The 19,830-nt window shown below is 31.7% G+C and carries 16 protein-coding genes and 1 tRNA gene; 7 read left to right on the top strand and 10 right to left on the bottom strand.

Translation table 4 applies throughout. The annotated features are described in order from the left end of the window. Positions 1-8: 8 nt before the first annotated feature. The 5 genes from MAGA_RS04155 (at position 9) to MAGA_RS04405 (ending at position 4,539) form a co-directional block, all read left to right on the top strand. Positions 9-863: a pseudouridine synthase gene (locus tag MAGA_RS04155; protein WP_013022339.1), complete on the top strand. Its 855-nt coding sequence runs from the start codon at positions 9-11 to the stop codon at positions 861-863. A gap of 5 nt (positions 864-868) precedes the next feature. After that, entirely contained in the window at positions 869-1,174 is a 306-nt protein-coding gene (locus tag MAGA_RS04150; RefSeq protein ID WP_013022338.1) for an Asp-tRNA(Asn)/Glu-tRNA(Gln) amidotransferase subunit GatC, read from the top strand. Beyond that, entirely contained in the window at positions 1,174-2,487 is a 1,314-nt protein-coding gene (locus MAGA_RS04145; protein WP_013022337.1) for an amidase family protein, read from the top strand. Before MAGA_RS04150 ends, MAGA_RS04145 begins: the two co-directional genes overlap by 1 nt. Beyond that, the gene (gatB, locus tag MAGA_RS04140; RefSeq protein WP_013022336.1) at positions 2,480-3,898 is read left to right on the top strand and encodes an Asp-tRNA(Asn)/Glu-tRNA(Gln) amidotransferase subunit GatB; all 1,419 of its coding nucleotides are present in this window, start codon (positions 2,480-2,482) and stop codon (positions 3,896-3,898) included. The genes MAGA_RS04145 and gatB overlap by 8 nt, the downstream gene beginning before the upstream one ends. Positions 3,899-4,062: 164 nt before the next feature. Then, complete coding sequence (locus MAGA_RS04405) at positions 4,063-4,539, top strand: variable surface lipoprotein (protein ID WP_013022335.1); 477 nt, start codon at positions 4,063-4,065, stop codon at positions 4,537-4,539. 21 nt (positions 4,540-4,560) lie between these two features. Here MAGA_RS04405 and MAGA_RS04130 read toward each other — a convergent pair whose 3' ends face one another. From MAGA_RS04130 to mar, 6 genes are all read right to left on the bottom strand, one after another. Further along, positions 4,561-6,978: a UU173 family protein gene (locus tag MAGA_RS04130; protein ID WP_013022334.1), complete on the bottom strand. Its 2,418-nt coding sequence runs from the start codon at positions 6,976-6,978 to the stop codon at positions 4,561-4,563. A gap of 119 nt (positions 6,979-7,097) precedes the next feature. Continuing rightward, positions 7,098-8,294 carry an MAGa8260 family lipoprotein gene (locus MAGA_RS04125; protein WP_013022333.1) on the bottom strand — a complete coding sequence of 399 codons (1,197 nt, stop codon included), beginning with the start codon at positions 8,292-8,294 and terminating at the stop codon, positions 7,098-7,100. A 138-nt stretch (positions 8,295-8,432) separates the two neighbouring features. Then, on the bottom strand, positions 8,433-10,277 hold the full coding sequence (locus tag MAGA_RS04120; protein WP_013022332.1) for a ribonuclease J: 1,845 nt from the start codon (positions 10,275-10,277) through the stop codon (positions 8,433-8,435). A 170-nt stretch (positions 10,278-10,447) separates the two neighbouring features. Further along, positions 10,448-10,523 (bottom strand) — tRNA-Lys (locus tag MAGA_RS04115). Positions 10,524-10,746: 223 nt separating this feature from the next. Continuing rightward, positions 10,747-11,775, bottom strand: coding sequence for an IS30 family transposase (locus tag MAGA_RS04110; protein ID WP_013022160.1), 1,029 nt, complete (start codon positions 11,773-11,775; stop codon positions 10,747-10,749). A 370-nt stretch (positions 11,776-12,145) separates the two neighbouring features. Beyond that, complete coding sequence (gene mar, locus MAGA_RS04105) at positions 12,146-12,895, bottom strand: variable surface lipoprotein promoter DNA invertase Mar (protein WP_013022159.1); 750 nt, start codon at positions 12,893-12,895, stop codon at positions 12,146-12,148. 281 nt (positions 12,896-13,176) lie between these two features. Here mar and MAGA_RS04845 point away from each other — a divergent pair, with 281 nt between their 5' ends. Together MAGA_RS04845 and MAGA_RS04095 are read left to right on the top strand one after the other, a co-directional pair. Beyond that, positions 13,177-14,643 carry a variable surface lipoprotein gene (locus MAGA_RS04845; RefSeq protein WP_013022155.1) on the top strand — a complete coding sequence of 489 codons (1,467 nt, stop codon included), beginning with the start codon at positions 13,177-13,179 and terminating at the stop codon, positions 14,641-14,643. A gap of 148 nt (positions 14,644-14,791) precedes the next feature. Further along, positions 14,792-15,673, top strand: coding sequence for a variable surface lipoprotein (locus tag MAGA_RS04095; RefSeq protein WP_013022331.1), 882 nt, complete (start codon positions 14,792-14,794; stop codon positions 15,671-15,673). A gap of 53 nt (positions 15,674-15,726) precedes the next feature. Here the strand turns inward: MAGA_RS04095 and MAGA_RS04840 are convergent, their stop codons facing one another. The 4 genes from MAGA_RS04840 to MAGA_RS04830 all read right to left on the bottom strand — a co-directional run bounded on the left by MAGA_RS04840 (position 15,727) and on the right by MAGA_RS04830 (position 19,691). After that, the gene (locus MAGA_RS04840; RefSeq protein WP_013022330.1) at positions 15,727-16,572 is read right to left on the bottom strand and encodes a variable surface lipoprotein; all 846 of its coding nucleotides are present in this window, start codon (positions 16,570-16,572) and stop codon (positions 15,727-15,729) included. Positions 16,573-16,706: 134 nt separating this feature from the next. Continuing rightward, the gene (locus MAGA_RS04395; RefSeq protein ID WP_013022329.1) at positions 16,707-17,366 is read right to left on the bottom strand and encodes a variable surface lipoprotein; all 660 of its coding nucleotides are present in this window, start codon (positions 17,364-17,366) and stop codon (positions 16,707-16,709) included. A 129-nt stretch (positions 17,367-17,495) separates the two neighbouring features. Beyond that, the gene (locus tag MAGA_RS04835; RefSeq protein ID WP_013022157.1) at positions 17,496-18,731 is read right to left on the bottom strand and encodes a variable surface lipoprotein; all 1,236 of its coding nucleotides are present in this window, start codon (positions 18,729-18,731) and stop codon (positions 17,496-17,498) included. 168 nt (positions 18,732-18,899) lie between these two features. After that, positions 18,900-19,691, bottom strand: coding sequence for a variable surface lipoprotein (locus MAGA_RS04830; protein ID WP_013022328.1), 792 nt, complete (start codon positions 19,689-19,691; stop codon positions 18,900-18,902). Positions 19,692-19,830 lie beyond the last annotated feature (139 nt).

Here is a 19,830-nt window from a genome sequence, read left to right as displayed (position 1 = left end):
GGAGCACTGTGCATAAGTTCATTGCCCAAAGCAGTGATAATGGGAGAAAGTTAATAAAATATATTAGTTCTCTTTTTAAAAAACTACCAGAAGGCCGAATTTATAGGCTTTTTCGTCAAAAAAGCATTAAGGTAAATAATAAAAGAATCGCTGACAGTAATTATGTTGTTAAAACAGGGGATGAAATAATTATTTATGGCATAAAGGATGAGCCATCATTTGTTATCTATGATAATTCATGAAAATTGGATTCCGATATTGTGTATGAAGATGACAATATTTTGCTTATTAATAAAAAAGCAGGGACTATAGTGCACGGGGATTCTAATTGTTTGGATAATCAAGTTTTCAGTTATTTGAAATTTAAGCAAAACTCAGCTTTTAGACCTAGTCATGTAGGCAGACTAGATAAGTGAACCAGTGGACTTATAATGTATGCTAAAAATTATCCAGCATTAGCAGAATTAAACCGTAAAACAGAGTTTTTGGACAAAATTTATGTTTTAAAAAGCGATTATAATCCTCATGATGAAATTGTTTCTGTTTATGTTCATCATGATGAGTTGCAGCAAAAAATGGTGGCAACTAAGAATATGCAGCATCCTGATGATAAGATGGCAAAGACCAGATTTTTTAAAAAAGACAATAAACTATATGCACAATTATTTACTGGCAGAAAACATCAAATTAGAGCCACGTTAGAATACCTTGAATACCCAATATATGGCGATTCAAAATATGGTTCAAAGGCAAAAGGAACCAAAAGAGTTTATTTACACTGCTATAAGTTAAAATTTAATAATTTAGATAAGCCTTTAGAGTATTTAAATGGCAAAGAATTTGAATGCAAGGAAGAATGGTAGGCAATATGAAAGAAAATATTAGAGAAGAGTTAAAAGAAATAGCATCATCATTAATGTTTAAAATTGATGACAAGGTTATGGACGACATAATGGAGCTTTGAGCAGATTTAAATTCTAGAATTGCATGATTAAAAGATATTGACACAACTAATGTGCTACCATTAAGCCATATAAACGAAGAAAAGTTCACTGATTTTTTAAGAGAAGATGTTGAAAACGAAGCAATTGTTTCTATTAAAAAACAAGAGTTATTAACTAATGCTGCTGATTATGATAGTGACTATATATTGACTAATAAGGTTGTAAAATAATGGAATTAGTAAATAAAGGCAATTTTGAAAAAGCATTAGATGAATTAAAAAATAACCAAAATAATTGTGTTTCTAGTTTGTATGATGAAAAGATAAGAGTAGGTGATGGCATCTTAAATGAATGTGTGTTTACTATTAAAGATAACTATGCAACTGAAAGCAAAAAAACAACTGCTTCAAGCAAAATTTTAGAAAACTTCATGCCTCATTATAATGCAACTGTAGTTCAAAAATTATTAGATGCTGGAGCAGTGCCTGTTGCTAAAGTCCACTGTGATGAGTTGGCTTTAGGGGGAACCGGAAAGCATAGTGCTTTTGGGTTAATAACCAATCCATTTGATTCAAGTAGATTAGCTGGAGGCTCATCTAGTGGATCTGCAGCTACTTTAACTAAAAACGTTGCATTTTCGCTAGGTTCAGATACTGGGGATTCAGTGCGTTTACCTGCTAGTTATAATGGACTTGTTGGATTTAAGCCTAGTTATGGAGCAATAAGCAGATTTGGTTTATTTGCATTTGCTTCTAGCTTAGACACTGTTGCATATTTTGCTCATAATGTAAGTGATATAGCCACTTTGTCACAAGTAGCATTTGGTAAAGATCCTAGAGATATGACTAGCCTTAGTATCAAAATTAATGATGTTATGAAGGCTAAACCACAAAAAATAGGAATACTTAATGTGCATGGGCTTGAAGAGTTTGTTGATAAAAAATATAAAGAATTAATAAGTGAGCTTTCAAATGTAACTAATGTTGAATTAGTTGACATTAATGAAACTCTTTTTAAAGCAATTAAACCTGTTTATGAAATTATTTCTTATTCTGAAGCTTCAAGTAATTTAGCAAATCTAAACGGCATTGCTTTTGGGTCTAGAAAAGATGGCAGTAATTGAGAAGAAATAATGACAAATACAAGAGCAGAAGGCTTTGGTGAAATGGTGCAACTTAGACTTGCACTGGGATCGTTCTTTTTGCATTCCAAAAACCAAGAAGAGATGATTTTAAAGGCTCAAAAAGTTAGAAGATTAATTAAAGAACATCTTGATAGCATCCATAAAAGATTTGATATTGTGATTTATCCTTGTGCTGCTGATTATGCTCCTTATATTGATGATTCTAAAAATAAATTACATGGTTATATGGACTATATTTTAACTGGAGCTAATCTTGCTGGCAATCCTTCATTATCGATTCCTTGAATTAAAGACAATTTATTTGTTAATTTATCAATTGATTCAAAAATTTATGAAGATGAAAAATTGTTATCACATGCATTGTGAATTGAAGAGTTTTTAAAGGAGAGTAATGAATAATTTTGAAGCAATTATTGGAATTGAAATTCACCTTGAACTCAATACTAAAACAAAAATGTTTTCGCCTTCAAAAATTGACTTTAATGCTGAAGCCAACACTACTGTAAATCAGATTGATTTGGGATATCCAGGTACTCTTCCATTGCTTAATAAAGAAGCCGTTGTTTCGGGAATTAAGCTAGCTAAAGCACTAAATATGACTATAGATAGTGAGCTGCACTTTGATAGAAAGAATTATTTTTATCCTGATCTACCTAAAGGTTACCAAATAACTCAGTTTTATAGGCCTATTGGTTCAAATGGATATGTTGAAATAAATACTAATTTAGGAACTAAAAAAGTAAGTATTGAAAGAATTCATTTGGAAGAAGATACAGCTAGACAGTATCATGGAGAAAAAACTAAATTAGATTATAACCGTGCGGGTGTGCCACTAATTGAAATAGTTTCAAATCCAGTAATAAGCAGTGCTGATGAAGCTGTTGCTTATGTTGATATGATTAGAAGAATTGCACTTTCATTAAATATTTCTAGTGCAAAAATGGAGCAAGGCTCACTAAGAGCTGACATTAATATTTCACTTAGGCCAAAAGGATATAGTAAATTTGGCACTAAAGTTGAGATAAAAAATATGAACAGCTTTAGGGCAATTAAGAATGCAATTGAATATGAAATAAAATTACAAGAGCAGAAAGTTTTGACCAATGAACCTATTTTACAGCAAACAAAGAGATATGATGAAGATACTCAAGGTACAATTGTAATGCGTACTAAGACTGGCACAATTGACTATAAGTACTTTCCAGAGCCCAATATTCCATTAATTAAATTAAGTGACGAATTTATCAATAATGTAAAGTTAAATGAACTACCTTGAGAAAAAGAAAACAGATATAAAAAAGAAGAAATTCAAGACATTTATATCAAAAGTTTAACTAATGATATTGAGTTAGCAAACTATTTTGATTCTATTAATTATGCTGATAGAAACAAATTAAGCAAGCTATTTTTCGCTGAAGTTGTTTCATTAGCTAATAGCAAAAATGTTAAGGCATATGAACTAAATATAAAAACTAGTGATTTAGAAAAAGCAATTGATTTATTAGATAAAGAAATTATTTCTGGTAAGTCATTTAAAAAAATAGTGCCTTTATTAGCTAATTTTGATGGAGATATAAATCAATTAATTAAAGAACATGATTTAGCACAAATTAGCGATGAAAGTATCATAATTAAGTGAGTTAATGAAATTATTACAAAGAATGAAGCGCTAGTGTCAGAGTATGCTGAACGCAGTGAAAAAGTGATTAAATTTGCTTTAGGAAACATAATGAAAGTTTCAAGGGGCAAAGTCAATCCACAAAAAGCAAATGAAGTGTTACTCAAAATTTTGAATGAAAAATTTAAATAGTAAATCTGGTCGCCCAGATTTTTATTTTTCAAAATAGGTATGGAAACATATTGCTACAAATATGAAATGTATTCCATACTAAGATATGTTGAAAGTGTTTTAAGTATACTAATTCGCGGACTTACTATAGTTCACTATTCTATATTTTGATTTGAGAGGACAAAATGAAGAAAAACAAATTAATGCTGTTAGCAGCACCTGCAACTTTATTTGCTGCACCAATAGTGGCGGCATCATGTACTGATAACACAGCAGAAATGAACAAAAAAGTAGAGAAAAAAGAAGAAAAGCAAATGGAAATGACTCCTAAAAAGAATTTAATGGAGAAAACTGAAGGCAAAATGGAAGGAAAAGATAAAAAGTCTTTAGTAGCAACTCCTGAAAAGAAAATGGAAACATCTCCAATGACTCCACCAATGCCAAAAACAATAGCGAACCAATCAGTATCTAATGACAGCATTTTTGAATCATGATACACTGGAGCAATTGTTAAGGAATTCAAAGAAAATAAAAACATGAAAACAAAAATGACTTCTTTAGAAGAAGTGAAAATCTTCGATGGCTTATACCCAAGTTTAAAGATCAAAGATGAACCAAAAGTTAAAGTGATTGATCCTTGAACAACTTGAGAAGTAATTTAATACTAACAATAAAAGAGCAGCCTATTTTTTGGTTGCTCTTTCTTTATAATTAATAACTTCAATTTGCCATTTATGCCTGTTTAATAGGTATTGATGACTATTATTGAATGTGTATTTTAATTCATTTATTTCAGGGAAAATATCACTAACAATTTTTTCAATGAAATTAAAAGTCATGATCATTGCTAAAACGTCATTGTGACAATATTTCTTTAAGTTTGAAAGATTGTCTTCCCAAACATTGCCATCAATTAAATTAGCATATCTTTTGATAGCAATTTCCATTGCTTCTGAACCATTATGAACTTTTTTAAGATCAGGATAAGGTGTTATCATGTGTTCTAATTGAATCTTTTTAGACGTTATTAAATGCTCAACTTTTTTAATAGAACCCATACCTTTTAAATCTTTTAAAAACACATTTAAATTAAGAATTGATGACAAAGCTGAAGTTTGAACTTCAGTAAGATTTTCTAGCCCATCTAAGGTTTGGTTATCAACATTGTTAATTGTAAAATTAATAAGTTGCTTATCAACTTTTGGTTCTATAATATAGCTTTTTTGGCTAAAAGCAGTAACTGAATTATGCTTGCTTTTAATATTAGAATTAAGTTTAGATTCATCTATTGCAATATGAATATTTTGGTAAATTTTGCCATCATCAAATTTCATTTTTTTGCTTGGCCTTGAAAATAACTCATATAAATCGATAGTTTTGCTATTAATATAGTTAGCAAAAGTCATTACATCATCAGGCTTTATTGATAGTTTTTCATCTAACTCTTTAATAAATGATTCATCAGAATTATGATTCTGAGCTCATGTAGCTATCTCCATGTTACGTGTATTTTCAAAACCTTTGTTATAGACAATATATTTATCACCTTGCCTCTCGTATAAATTTTTTAAGATAGAAATGAGGTTAAAAATTGATATATTTTTAGGATCATAAACTATATCTTCTTGAGTGTTTTCGATAATTTTGCCATTAATTGTATCAATGATTGACACTTGGTTAACTATTTGTGAATAAGGCGAAAAATCATCAATCACAGGCAACAAACTCATAAACGATTCATAGTCATATCAAACTATTTTTTGGTCCTTAATATGAAGCTCACTTAGATATTTTTCAATAACAAGTGATTTGACAAAATCGCCTGTTTTATAGGCTTGCTGGACTTTTTCAATGAAGTTTTCCTTGGCTTTATTAAATGTTCTGCCTGCTTTATTATTAGCTATAAGGTTGATTCGTAAGTCAGAGAAAATTTGTCTGTTAAAAATGTTTTCTTTGCCTAGCGAAGCAAGCAGATAGTCTTTAGCTAAAAGATCATTTTTACCAAAATGATTATAGTCATTATTAAGCGCAGCATTATCATCAGTTTTTTTATCAAAAAAGTTTAGATCAGGTTTGGTTATGTTATATGCACTAATGATTCTGTTGATGATTCTGTCAAAATCACCTAAATATAGCTCTGAATCAAAAGGTTCATCAACATCAAATTTGAAGAATTTATTTCTTTTGTCGGCATTTTTAATTGACTTTAATCCATAATTTTTTTTAAGACATTCAACATAATTAAATGTCTTAGGCAATTTACCATTGTGTTCATTAAAACTAAGCTCATTTTTGACTAGCGCTCAGCCTTGATTCATATAACTAAGGAACGCTTTTCTGTCTTTAAAGTAAGGGTTGATTTTGTCATTTAAAGCCTGTTTTATAGTATCCCAGGCATCTTTATCAAAAGTATATTTATTTCTTGACATATGGCATAATTCAGCGCATACAAATTTACAAATTCCTTGAGTTTGTGGCATTTGTGAATCAACAATAATTACATATGCATTATTTACTTGAATTTTTTGTTTTTGTAATATTTCATATGAGAATTTTAATGATAAAAGTGTGTCAATTTTAACATGTGTAGAAAGCTTAGATAGGTATAGCTTATTTTGTAATTTATTGAAAGCAAAAGGGTTTGTATAAATGACGAATTCGCCTGTTTCATAGCTAAAATAGCCATTTATAATCACATCACATGAAGAATCAGCAAGCAATTTATTTGTTTCATTTATTCTGGCTTTTAGGTCGCTTTTAGGAGAAACAATTTTGTATTTTAGTCCGCTGAATAACTCATTAGTTGCTCATAGATTAAGTTGGTTTTGGATGCTTGCAAAAATATTGGATTGTGCATTCACAGTTTGCACACTTGTGTCTAAATTTTCATTAATAAGTCTAGTTCAGATTGAACTTCCTATATCTGATTCATCATATGCATCATCTTCTAATAACTCATCTTTTTCATTTGGCAAGATTAAAGGATTTATATAATCAGCTTCAAATTCTTGAGAGCTGTGTCATAAAAAGTAGTCTTGATTAAAGTAAGACTTAACAAATTTAGTTTCATTAATGATTTTAGGTTTGCTTGATTCTGTCATACTTATCTCCATTAAAATCATAGATTATTATTTGAAATTATGCCATATTAGCTGACTGAGCATTATTTTAAAAAAGTGCAAGCATTGCTTGCAAATTGACTATAAGTCTGTAAATTAGATTAATAAGGAAAGCTAAAACCTCTTGAAGGTTTAAGTACATTTTCTACTTTATCAGAAATATCTGGAATTAATTCATCATATGGGGCTTCTGCTTCTAAAGTAAATGTTATCTTAGGTTTATCACTAGTGTCTCTGTCAATATTTGTGTATATGTCTTGGATTCCGGCATTGACAGCAAGAATCATTTTAACCTTTAAAATGTCTTGATTGTTAGAGTTTTTATAAAGATAAACTTTTAAATTATCGTCAGTTGGATCATTGTAGATGTTACGGTAGTCCTCAAACAAACCAAAAAATGGATAGACTATTGCACCATGTTTACGTGATATTATATCCATGAGAGTTAGTTTGTTGTTATTGGTTTTATATATATCAAGATAATCATTTGCACTAACAGGTATTTGCCTTGATGCATTTGGCAGGGCAAGAAGTCTTTTAATAACTGTTCAGCCTGTGCCAGTAACTTCAACAGGGGTATGACTATCACTTATATGGTTTCGAAGTACTTTTCTAGCAATATATTCGTAAAGACTAGTTCCTCTTTCATATGAGTTTAGCAAGTTTTCCTTACCATAATTTAGTTTTATAACATTTTTATTGCTATCTGATGCATCGAATTTCCTAAAGCCAGTAAATTCTAATTTTTGGACATATTTGTTGTCTTTATTGTTCTCAATATTTGATTCAGGCTTATGAAGAATTTGAACAGCAAGAGCTAAGGTGCCTTCTAGGTCGTTAAAGCCGGCACCAACTATTTTAGCTTCATATCTAGAAGTGTACTCAGGATTTAAACTAAGAAAGATTTGCTCCATTCCATTAGCAAAAGAAGGTGTACTAATTGCAAAAAGATCTTTTTGATTTTCAATAATAAAATCAAAGCCATCTTTAATTTCTGATTCAAAAGCAATTGATTCAGTCTTTTTCTTTTCACCATTCTCTTTTGCTTCTTTTGCCTTCTTTTCTTTTTCAGCGTTATTTAAGATTAAAGCGCCAAGCATTGAAGGAAACATGCTTAAAATTTGGTTTGGCAAGCTTGCTGGAGTAACAAATTTATGCCTTATATCAGGAACGTGAGTATTAGTGCTACTTATTAATGATGAGTTATTTTGATTTTGACAACTAGCTGATAATAATGGTATTGATATAGGCAAAGTGGCAATTGAAGATGATAATATTTTAGTTACAGTTCTGTTCATTTATATCCTTAAAATAAGCATAAAAATAATCTTAGATAATTATATATATTTAGTTATTTTAGGCATTAAGGATGGAAAAGCAGGCAGATTTTTTCAAAAAAAGCACCCTAAAACGGATGCTTTTATAAGTAAATTGGATTATTCATCATCAACTTCATCTCTGAAGTCTTCTGTAAATTCGTTTGAAGTTCCAAAAATCTCTTCTTGAAGTTCTTTAAGAACTTTTTGATTTGCTTCTCTTTTCTTAGAATCAATGTTTTTGTTCTCAAATTTAATTGTTGCTTTTTCAAAAAGAGGGTCAGTTTCTTCTTTAGTAAACAAGAAAGTAGGAATAATAATAGGTCTACGACGTTTTTCCTTATAAAACAAGGATTCTAGTCGATCTATTATTAATTGTTTTAGTTCAACAATATTTCAAGTTTGGCTATTTTTGATGTGATAAAGCACAGCACCATGAGCTATACGCTTAGCTTCTTCAACTAAAGCTAAAGAAGTTTTAACATAGAAGCTTCCGCGGCTAATAAGATGTGGTCTGCCAACTATTTCGTTTTTGTCTTTATCAATTGTCATAATGATATTAACAAAACCGCTGTTAGCTAGTTCGCTTCTTTCTTTTAGTGTGCTTCCAGTTACACTTAGAGTGGTTGTTCCATCAATATAAATTGGGCCGTATTCAATTTTTTCAGTTGTTGGAATAATTTGGTTGTCAATCATATTGAACACTTGACCAATTTCAGGAATAAAAATGTTGTTTTTATTAACACCATTACGCACAGCGCTTTCACCATGAGCTACACACATTCTATATTCACCATGGTATGGCATAAAGAATTTAGGTCTAGTTAGCTGGAAGATTTTATCATGTTCATGTTTGTAAGCATGACCAGAAGTGTGCAAGTAGCCATCTGGACCATTTTCTTTGATAATGGCTCCTAGTTTTGCTAAACGGTTTATAAGAAGTTCAACGACCATTCTGTTACCAGGGATAGGGTTTGATGAAAAGATAACCATATCACCTTTTTCTATTTTGATATTAGCATGCTTGCCATAGCTCATTCTTGATAGTGCAGCTAATTGCTCACCTTGGCTACCAGTTGTTAAAACAACTAATTGATTCTCAGGAACTTTTGATATTTCTCTTTTTTCAACAAAAATGCTTGCGGGAGCTTTTATGTTTCCTAATTTACGGCCAATTTTGATGCCTTGAACCATTGAACGACCAAAGCAAGCCACCTTTTTCTTTAATTTAACTGCAAGGTCAATGATAGCTTTTACTCTAGTTAAGTTAGAAGCGAAAGCAGTAACTATTATTTTTCTAGTAGCTGAACGCATATGACGTTCAATATCTATTAAGATATCATTTTCGCTTGGTGAATGAAAAGGACGCATGGCATTAGTTGAATCAGATAATAGGACGGTAAGACCTTCTTTTCCTATAGCATCAAGCTTAGTAAAATCAGTATAGATTTCACCAATAGGGTTATAGTCAAATCTAAAGTCACCAGTACACATAACTGAGCCATTAGGAGTAGTAACTCTGATACCAAAAGCATCAGGAATTGAGTGCTGTGCTGTTCAAAAATCTACTTTTACTTGACCATTTCCAAATTCATGGACAGCAGATTTTTCAATTTCAATAAATTCTACTTTGTGAGTGATTTTGTGCTCTTCAAATTTAAGTTTTAAATATTGAATTGCTATTCTCGGAGCATAAATTCTTTTTAGATGAACTTGTTTAACTAAATAAACAACACCACCAATATGATCCTCGTGACCGTGGGTTATAAAAAGACCTTCGATGTTGTCTTTTCTTTCTTTTAAGTATTTATAATCAGGAACAATGCCTTTTATACCAGTTGTTGCTGTGTCAGCAAATTTAATACCTGCATCAATGATTACAATATGCTTGCCGTGCTCAATTATTAAAGTTGATTTACCTATTTCTTGTACTCCACCTATTGGAATTATGCGTGTAGGCGTCATATAACCTCCGTTGTTAAATATATAATTAATAGCTTGAATTTACTAGAAATTATTGCTTATATTATGCAAGCAATAATATTATTCAAATAATACCAAAAAATAATTTTTTAGAATAAATTAAAAGCAATCAACATTTAGTTGATTGCCCAAGGTCTATTATATTTAAGATATGGTACGTCGTACAGGGCTCGAACCTGTGACCCGCTGGTTAAGAGCCAGCTGCTCTACCAACTGAGCTAACGACGCATAACAAAAATATTATAAATTAAATTTTATGATTGCAAAATAAAATTGATGCTGTAAGTTAGAATATAAATTCTTAAAGTAAAAAGCGCCTTTTTTGAGTATCGGAAAAATAATACCAATTTTTGGAAGTTCTAACAAGAGAATGACTAAAAGAGTAAAAAAGAATAAAGAAAAGATACTTTTGAGTACTCAAAAGTGCGGAATTTTGTGTTGATGTTAATTTTTATTGCATTTGCTTAGCACATTTAAAGCCAGAAATTCCTTTATAAATTCTTGGGTGTGAATTTATAAAATCTGCTATTGGTTTTAGATCTTGACCAACATATCTATCTATAGATTTTCCTTTTGGAACGTATCTTCTTAATAGTCTATGAGCATTTTCGATACTACCTTTTTCTGATGATGAATAAGGGTGGCAATGAAAAATTTCTCTAATATATTCTATCTCTGGAAGTTTGTAATTTTCACTTCCGTTATCAATAGTTAATGTGTCAATAATAAGATTATTGTCCTTAATCAATTTCTCTAAATTTTCTTTTATTGCTTTTGCATTTCTTCTAGATAGAGTGCAATAAAACATTCTAGATTTTCTGTTGATTAATGTAAGAACGCAATAATTGTCAGATCTTAAACCAATTACAGTGTCCATTTCATAATCGTTGTCATTTAGTCTTAAATTAACTGATTCTGGACGTTCAGTAATAAGTTTTCCTATTGTCTTTTTCTTGGTTTCGTGCTTTACAGTTGTGCGGCTTCCATATTTGCCATTTGATTTATATGGAAGAATATCTAATTTTAGACCAAAAACACTATGTTTAGCCAATATACGGTAAAAGTTTTGAACTGATGGAATATATGAATTCTGAAGTTTTCCTTGTGCTTCTAGTTTTCTTATGTATTTAAAAATAATGCTAGCAACAGACTGTTTAACGGCTTTATTTTCCAAGTTAAAACTATTTCTATTCTTTAAATAAAAGTATAGTAACTGCTCGTAAAACTTAAAAAAGTCAATGTGCTTCATCAGCAATTTAGGATTGTTTTCTAATCTTTTTGAATCATTCCTTGTTTCAATTAAGTTTAAAAATTTGAGAGCACTAATTACATATATCGTTTTGCCTTTTAAATCCATACCACACAATTTACATTTCTTTTGGTATTTAGCATAACCACGCTTTGTCTCAATTTTAATTCTGTCAAATAAGTTATAAATTGATCTTGATTTAAACCCTACGATGTTAGAAACAGTTTTCATATCATAGCCTGCAATTAGTCTTTCAAGAATTTCTTTAAGTCTTAATGGGCTAATGTTATTTTTATTGGTTTTGAGGTTTGACTTAGTTAGTATTTCATCTCAATGTGTTTCATCAATCACATAATGTACATAATTAAACTTGTACTTGCTGTGCAAATTTAGTTTTTTTTAAGTAAGCATATGTCAGTTGAATAACTAGTATTTTTGTCATTGCTAATCATATATAATTTAAAAGCCTTTCTTTTTAAGTTAGCTACTCAAATTTTAACAAAAGGCAATAGAAAGCACCGCAAGTTAACTTGTGGTGCTTTTTACTTCGTTAATGAATAGCTGTAAGTTAGAATATAAAGCTACGTCTTTCTTAAGCATTCTACTTACTATTAAGCATTATTTTTCTATAAATTCGATAGTTTTCATTTTCATCTAATTGCTGGTAGGCAAATGTAGTTGCTATACTAGAGTGCCCCATTTGCCTTTGCACCATTTTAGGCAATGCTCCTTTTTTTAGCATAAACGAAGCAAATGATCTACGCAATGAATGGGGGCTATATTCATTGCCTAAAAAATGCTTAATGGCCTTTGAAACAGTGATATACGACACTGTTTTGATTTTATCTTTAAACATCTTTAAGTTTTCATAAGTTTTAGCATTATAAAAAATTTGACGGTTTTTATTGCCCTTGCCATTAACATATATGCGCTTGTCTTCTTCATTAAGTGTTTTAAGTTCACCTATTCTAATTCCTGTTTCAAACATAAAGCGGATAATCAGTTTGTAAAACAATACTTTAGGCTTATCCTTATGCATAATATTAGTTCTTCTATATACTTGTGCTTTTGTAAGAACAGGTCTATAAACAGACTGCACAGGCTTTACTTTTAGTATCGCTATATCTTTATAGTTTTTCTTTTGATTACTAAATTTTAAGTATAAGGCATACACTTGCCTGTAAAGACGTTGTGTGTTTGCTTTAAGTTGCTGATTTGTTATTATTTTCATAATAGCAAGATGTTTGTTAGTTTCAATTGACAAAATATTCAAAAGAATATTTTTGTAAGCATCGATTGTGCTTTTTGCTAAATTCTTACGTTCGCAAAATGTGATAAAGGTTTCTACCATATTGACTCCTCTGTTTTTTGTTTTATTAGACTCTAATATTGATAGCCCATTTATATAAATAAGATTATGAATTGTCTAGAAAAATAGATGATTAATGCTCCAAAATTAGAGCCCAATAATTACTTATTTTAAACTTTGTTATGGTTTGCGATTCCCTTTTTGCATATTGGGTTGAATTTAACTGCAGAACTTATCATAAATTAATTACTTTTGATATTTATTAATAGATTTATAAAGCATTTTTAAGGCTGTTTTACAGCCTTTAAAGAAAGGATAAATTTATGAAAAAATCAAAGTTTTTATTGCTAGGATCAGTATCATCATTAGCTGCAATTCCTTTTGTAGCTGCTAAGTGTGGTGATACTAAAGAAGAAGACAACAAGAAGCCAGCAGAAATGCCTGGTGGAGGTCAAAAGGATCCTAAAACTCCAGCAGAAGGCAGTATGCCAGCCGACAAGGATAAAACTGAAAAAGATAAAACAGAAACAGAAAAATCTGATAAAGATAAGTCAAAAGAAGACAAAGACAAGGATAAAAGCAATAATACAAAAATTGACTTGTCAAAAATTAACACAAACTTAGGATACTTTCCAAAAGATGAAAAAACTAAAGCAGTTAGACAAAAAGATATAAAAGACAAGATTGTTAAGCTTTTAAATGGTCGACAAGATTTTAGTTTAGCTGTAGATTATGATAATCACAAAGCAAAAGTGACACTAGCAAATGGTCAAGAAATAACTTTTACATTCACAGATGAGCGTGAAAGAATGGCACAAGATACTGATGCTAGTGGTGCAGATATAAATTCAGGAACTAGATCAGTTCAACCAAGTGGAGCAACTCAACCAGGTAAACCAGGAGCTTCAACCCAACCAAGTGGCTCAGCACAACCAGGAAAACCAGGAGCTTCAACTCAACCAAGTGGCTCAGCACAGCCAGGTAAACCAGGAGCTTCAACTCAACCAAGTGGTTCAGCACAACCAGGAAAACCAGGGGCATCAACCCAACCAAGTGGCTCAGCACAGCCAGGTAAACCAGGAGCTTCAACTCAACCAAGTGGTTCAGCACAACCAGGAAAACCAGGGGCATCAACCCAACCAAGTGGCTCAGCACAACCAGGAAAACCAGGAGCTTCAACTCAACCAAGTGGCTCAGCACAGCCAGGAAAACCAGGAGCTTCAACCCAACCAAGTGGCTCAGCACAACCAGGAAAACCAGGAGCTTCAACTCAACCAAGTGGCTCAGCACAGCCAGGTAAACCAGGAGCTTCAACTCAACCAAGTGGTTCAGCACAACCAGGAAAACCAGGGGCATCAACCCAACCAAGTGGCTCAGCACAGCCAGGTAAACCAGGAGCTTCAACTCAACCAAGTGGTTCAGCACAACCAGGAAAACCAGGGGCATCAACCCAACCAAGTGGCTCAGCACAACCAGGAAAACCAGGAGCTTCAACTCAACCAAGTGGCTCAGCACAGCCAGGAAAACCAGGAGCTTCAACTCAACCAAGTGGCTCAGCACAGCCAGGTAAACCAGGAGCTTCAACTCAACCAAGTGGTTCAGCACAACCAGGAAAACCAGGGGCATCAACCCAACCAAGTGGCTCAGCACAACCAGGAAAACCAGGGGCATCAACCCAACCAAGTGGCTCAGCACAACCAGGAAAACCAGGAGCTTCAACTCAACCAAGTGGCTCAGCACAACCAGGTAAACCAGGGGCATCAACCCAACCAAGTGGCTCAGCACAATAAAAAATTTTTATATAATTAGAACTAATTGTAGCAAACCAGCTTTTGGTTTGCTTTTATTTGCTATAAACTCACCACTTTTGATATTTATTAATAGATTTATAAAGCATTTTTAAGGCTATTTTATAGCTTTTAAAGAAAGGATAAATTTATGAAAAAATCAAAGTTTTTATTACTTGGATCGCTATCATCACTAGCAACAATTCCTTTTGTGGCTGCTAAGTGTGGTGATACTAAAGAAGAGGAAAAGAAACCAGCTGAAATGCCTGGTGGAGATCAAAAAGATCCTAAAGCACCAGCAGATGACAAAATGACAGGTGACATGGATAAAGCTGGAAAAGATAAAGATGATAAAAAAGACAATGGTGCATCTACAGACAAAAAAGATCCTAATACATCTGAAGGAAGTAAGCCAAACAATAATGCTCCAATAGCAAAAAGTAATTTAAAAACAGAGCTTAAAAGCTTATGAGATGAAGTTAGTACACTAGCTCGTGCAAGATCAAAAAATGAATTTGAATCACTATTCTATGAAGATAAACAAAAATTAGAGTCAAAAGTTAATAAATTATTGTCTGAAAAAGAAGTAGTCAAACAAAAATACGATGAAGTTGTTAAAGAAATCGAAAGCTTCAAAAACAAGATAAAAACTTTTGATGGAAGTAAAACTGTTTATGAATTATCAAAACTTCAAGAACAAAGAGATTACTTTGCATCACTTATGCCAATTTTAAAGTCACACCATAATGCTATTGATGAATTGGTTAAAAACAACAAAACTAATGAAGAGCCAGAATTATTATCTGATCTAGAAACAAAATTTGACGAATTAGATTATGAATTGAATGATGTTATCAAACAATATGATTTGGCAATTGAGCACTTTCACCAATTTAAAAAAGAACGTCATACATACTTTAGGGAAAACTTATTCAAACATTTTGATGAGTTAATGCATTACTTCGAAAAATTCCTCAATAAAGACAATTTCATTAATCTTACTGATGAATTTGAACACGAAGAATGACTATAATTAATAACAAAAGACATAAAAACCTGCCTGTGCAGGTTTGTTTTTTATTCTAGTTATCTTATATATTTTTCAACAAAATCAAATAGTTCATTAAATGATATATCAGCATCGTCAAATGTTTTATTACGTTCAATTTTGGATTTTAGTTTGCTCGCACGGTCATTAAGTAGTGATTTAAGTTTAGTATTTATTAGAGTGTAAGGATCAAATTTTTTATTTATTTCTTTTTCTATTTCTTTAACTAACTCATCGACATCAGCTAATATGTCTTGCTTGTCTTTTTTTGTTAATTCATTGAAGTCTCTTTGGAATCTTCTTCCAATGTCAAATCCGGTTGCATCAACATAATTTACTGGTCTATCTTCTAGTTCATTGTGATAACTATTTGAAGCAGAATTGCTGTTTGTTTCAGTATTACTATTTACATCAATGCTTTTAGGACTCACTTTCCCAAATTCAAGTTCTACTTCTTCAGTCCCAACTTTAATTTTTATTTTTTGTTTTGCTTGTAAACCAAGTTTTTTATCTTTATCATCAGAAGCTAATTTAACAAGTTCTTTTTCTTTATCACCTAGTTTTGATGCAATCTTGTCTACTACTGATTGATATGTATCGCCTTCTTTGAATGAGTTTTGTAAACGGTCTTCAAATTTTGGAGCTAAGCCTCAAATTGTATTTATTTTATCTTTTAAAGCTTTAACATTTATTTCGCTCCATTGTTGATTACTGCCACCTTCAGTTCCTGGATTTTGATTTCCTCCAGAATTACTTTGACCTCCACCTTGTGTATCGGTCGGCTTTTTCTCTTCTTCTTTAGTACCGCCACACTTAGCAGCCACAAAAGGAATTGCAGCTAATGAAGATATTGATCCAAGTAATAAAAACTTTGATTTTTTCATAAATTTATCCTTTCTTTAAAGGCTGTAAAACAACCCTAAAAATGCTTTATAAATCTATTAATAAATATCAAAAGTGGTGAGTTTATATAAAAAAATATGGACACAAATGCGTCCATAAAACGTATTTATCGTTTTTAATATTCTGAAACTTTTTCGAAGATATCAAATTGTGTTTTAACTAATTCAGAAAGCTCCTTATTCTGTGCAATGAAGTCTTCAGCATTTTCATTTTCTATTTTATTTTCCTTAATATCTTCTAACCTTTCATTAAGGTCTTCAAGAAAAAATTTTAATTCTTCTGTAAATTCATCTTGTAGAATTTTGAATGTTTTTTCATCTTTTAAATTCTCAACATAGTCCAAATCTTTTTTATCTTTTATAAATTTACCTAGTTTATTTTTGCTAAATTTAGCCTTTTTAATTTTTTCAATTTTTTCTGTCAAGTCTTTAACTAAACTTTCAGTTTGTTCCTTAAGTTTCTTTACTTTTTCACCATTATCTTTTGATGTGGGCGGTGTTTCTGAATTGGGTTGTGTACTTGGAGTAGTTCCAGGATCTGGTTGTGTCGGTGTTTTTGGACTTGTTGGGGTACCATTGCCACCATTTTCAGTGCTTGGATTTTTATTGTCCCCTGGGTTACTTTGACTTCCACCTGGTGTTTCAGCCGGTGTATCTACTGGCTTACCAGCAGGTTTATTTTCCTCTTCTTTAGTGTCGCCACATTTAGCTGCTACAAAAGGAATTGCAGCCATTGAAGCTACTGATCCAAGTAATAAAAACTTTGATTTTTTCATAAATTTATCCTTTCTTTAAAGGCTATAAAATAGCCTTAAAAATGCTTTATAAATCTATTAATAAATATCAAAAGTGGTTAGTTTATGAGAATATAAAAAACGTCAGACATTGCTGACGTTAAGTTTTGATTAAACTATTTTTTTTACAGTAAATGTAACTGTAACTTCACCTTCGTAGCTTGTGCTTTTTGCATTAGCTTTAACCTTAGCTTTGTTTTCTCTTGGATCTAAATCAATTGTTAGTTCATCAATTTTTAATCCTTTTATTGCTGCAAGCAATGCTGCCTTAACAGTATCAGAATCTTTTTTAGCAATTTCGCCTAATTCAGTTTTGGTTATAACTTTGTTTAAAGTTTGCTTTGTTGTTGTGCCTTCGCTACTGTTTGATTTTACAGTAAATGTAACTGTAACTTCACCTTCGTAGCTTGTGCTTTTTGCATTAGCTTTAACCTTAGCTTTGTTTTCTCTTGGATCTAAATCAATTGTTAGTTCATCAATTTTTAATCCTTTTACTGCTGCAAGCAATGCTGCCTTAACAGTATCAGAATCTTTTTTAGCAATTTCGCCTAATTCAGTTTTGGTTATAACTTTGTTTAAAGTTTGCTTTGTTGTTGTGCCTTCGCTACTGTTTGATTTTACAGTAAATGTAACTGTAACTTCACCTTCGTAGCTTGTGCTTTTTGCATTAGCTTTAACCTTAGCTTTGTTTTCTCTTGGATCTAAATCAATTGTTAGTTCATCAATTTTTAATCCTTTTACTGCTGCAAGCAATGCTGCCTTAACAGTATCAGAATCTTTTTTAGCAATTTCGCCTAATTCAGTTTTTGTTATAACTTTGTTTAAAGTTTGCTTTGTTGTTTCTGAATTAGTTTCTGCAGTGTTTGCATTGGATACTTTTCCAAATTCAAGCTCTAATTCCTCAGCACCAACTTTAATTTTTATTTTTTGTTGTGCTTGTACGCCAAGTTTCTTGTTTTTATCACCATCAGAAGCTAACTTGACAAGTTCTTTTTCTTTAACTCCTAGCTTTGATGTAATTTTATCTAGTACTGATTGATATGAATCGCCTTCCTTGAATGAGTTTTGTAAACGGTCTTCAAATTCTTTAGCTAAGCCTCAAATTGAATTTATTTTATCTTTTAAAGCTTTAATATTTATTTCACTGCCTTGTTGATTGCTGCCACCTTCAGTTCCTGGATTTTGACTGCCTTCTGCTGGAGTTTTAGGATCTTTTTGACCTCCACCAGGCATTTCTGCTGGCTTCTTGTTATCTTCTTCTTTAGTGCCACCACACTTAGCAGCTACAAAAGGAATTGCTGCTAGTGATGATAGTGATCCAAGCAATAAAAACTTTGATTTTTTCATAAATTTATCCTTTCTTTAAAGGCTATAAAATAGCCTTAAAAATGCTTTATAAATCTATTAATAAATATCAAAAGTGGTGAGTTTATAGCGAAATAAAAGCAAACCCGTAATGAGTTTGCTTAAGTCATACATTTTTAATAATTTTAGACTCAAGTTTGGTATGAAAAATTATATACCTGGTTGAGTTGTTCCACTTGGTTGACCTGAAGTGCCTGGTTTAGCACCACTACCTGGTTGAGTTGTTCCACTTGGTTGACCTGAAGTGCCTGGTTTAGCACCACTGCCTGGTTGAGTTGTTCCACTTGGTTGACCTGAAGTGCCTGGTTTAGCACCACTGCCTGGTTGAGTTGTTCCACTTGGTTGACCTGAAGTGCCTGGTTTAGCACCACTACCTGGTTGAGTTGTTCCACTTGGTTGACCTGGTCTAGTTCCCGAATTTATATCAGCACCACTAGCATCAGTATCGTTTGCCACTCTTTTTTTTTCATCAGTGAATGTAAATGTTATTTCTTGACCATTTTGTAGTTTTACTTTTGCTTTGTGATTATCATAATCTACAGCTAAACTAAAATCTTGTCGCCCATCTAATAGTTTAACAATCTTGTCTTTTATATCTTTTTGTCTAACTGCTTTAGTTTTTTCATCTTTTGGAAAGTATCCTAAGTTTGTGTTAATTTTCGACAAGTCAATTTTTGTATTTTTATCTTTATCCTTGTCTTTGTCTTCTTTAGACTTATCTTTATCAGATTTTTCTGTTTCTGTCTTATCTTTTTCAGTTTTATCCTTGTCAGCTGGCATGCCGCCTTCTGCCGGAGCTTTAGGATCTTTTTGACCTCCACCAGGCATTTCTGCTGGCTTCTTGTTGTCTTCTTCTTTAGTATCGCCACACTTAGCCGCTACAAAGGGAATTGCTGCTAAAGATGATAGTGATCCAAGTAGTAAAAACTTTGATTTTTTCATAAATTTATCCTTTCTTTAAAAGCTATAAAATAGCCTTAAAAATGCTTTATAAATCTATTAATAAATATCAAAAGTGGTGAGTTTATGAAAAAAATAAAAATAACGCCAGCAAGTGCCTGACGTTCTACCTTAATTAAAT

It is taken from the genome of Mycoplasmopsis agalactiae, assembly GCF_000089865.1.
Classification (GTDB): domain Bacteria; phylum Bacillota_I; class Bacilli_A; order Mycoplasmatales; family Metamycoplasmataceae; genus Mycoplasmopsis; species Mycoplasmopsis agalactiae_B.
The sequence above is the reverse complement of the archived record's forward strand: the minus strand, read 5'-3'. Positions and strand labels throughout refer to the sequence as shown.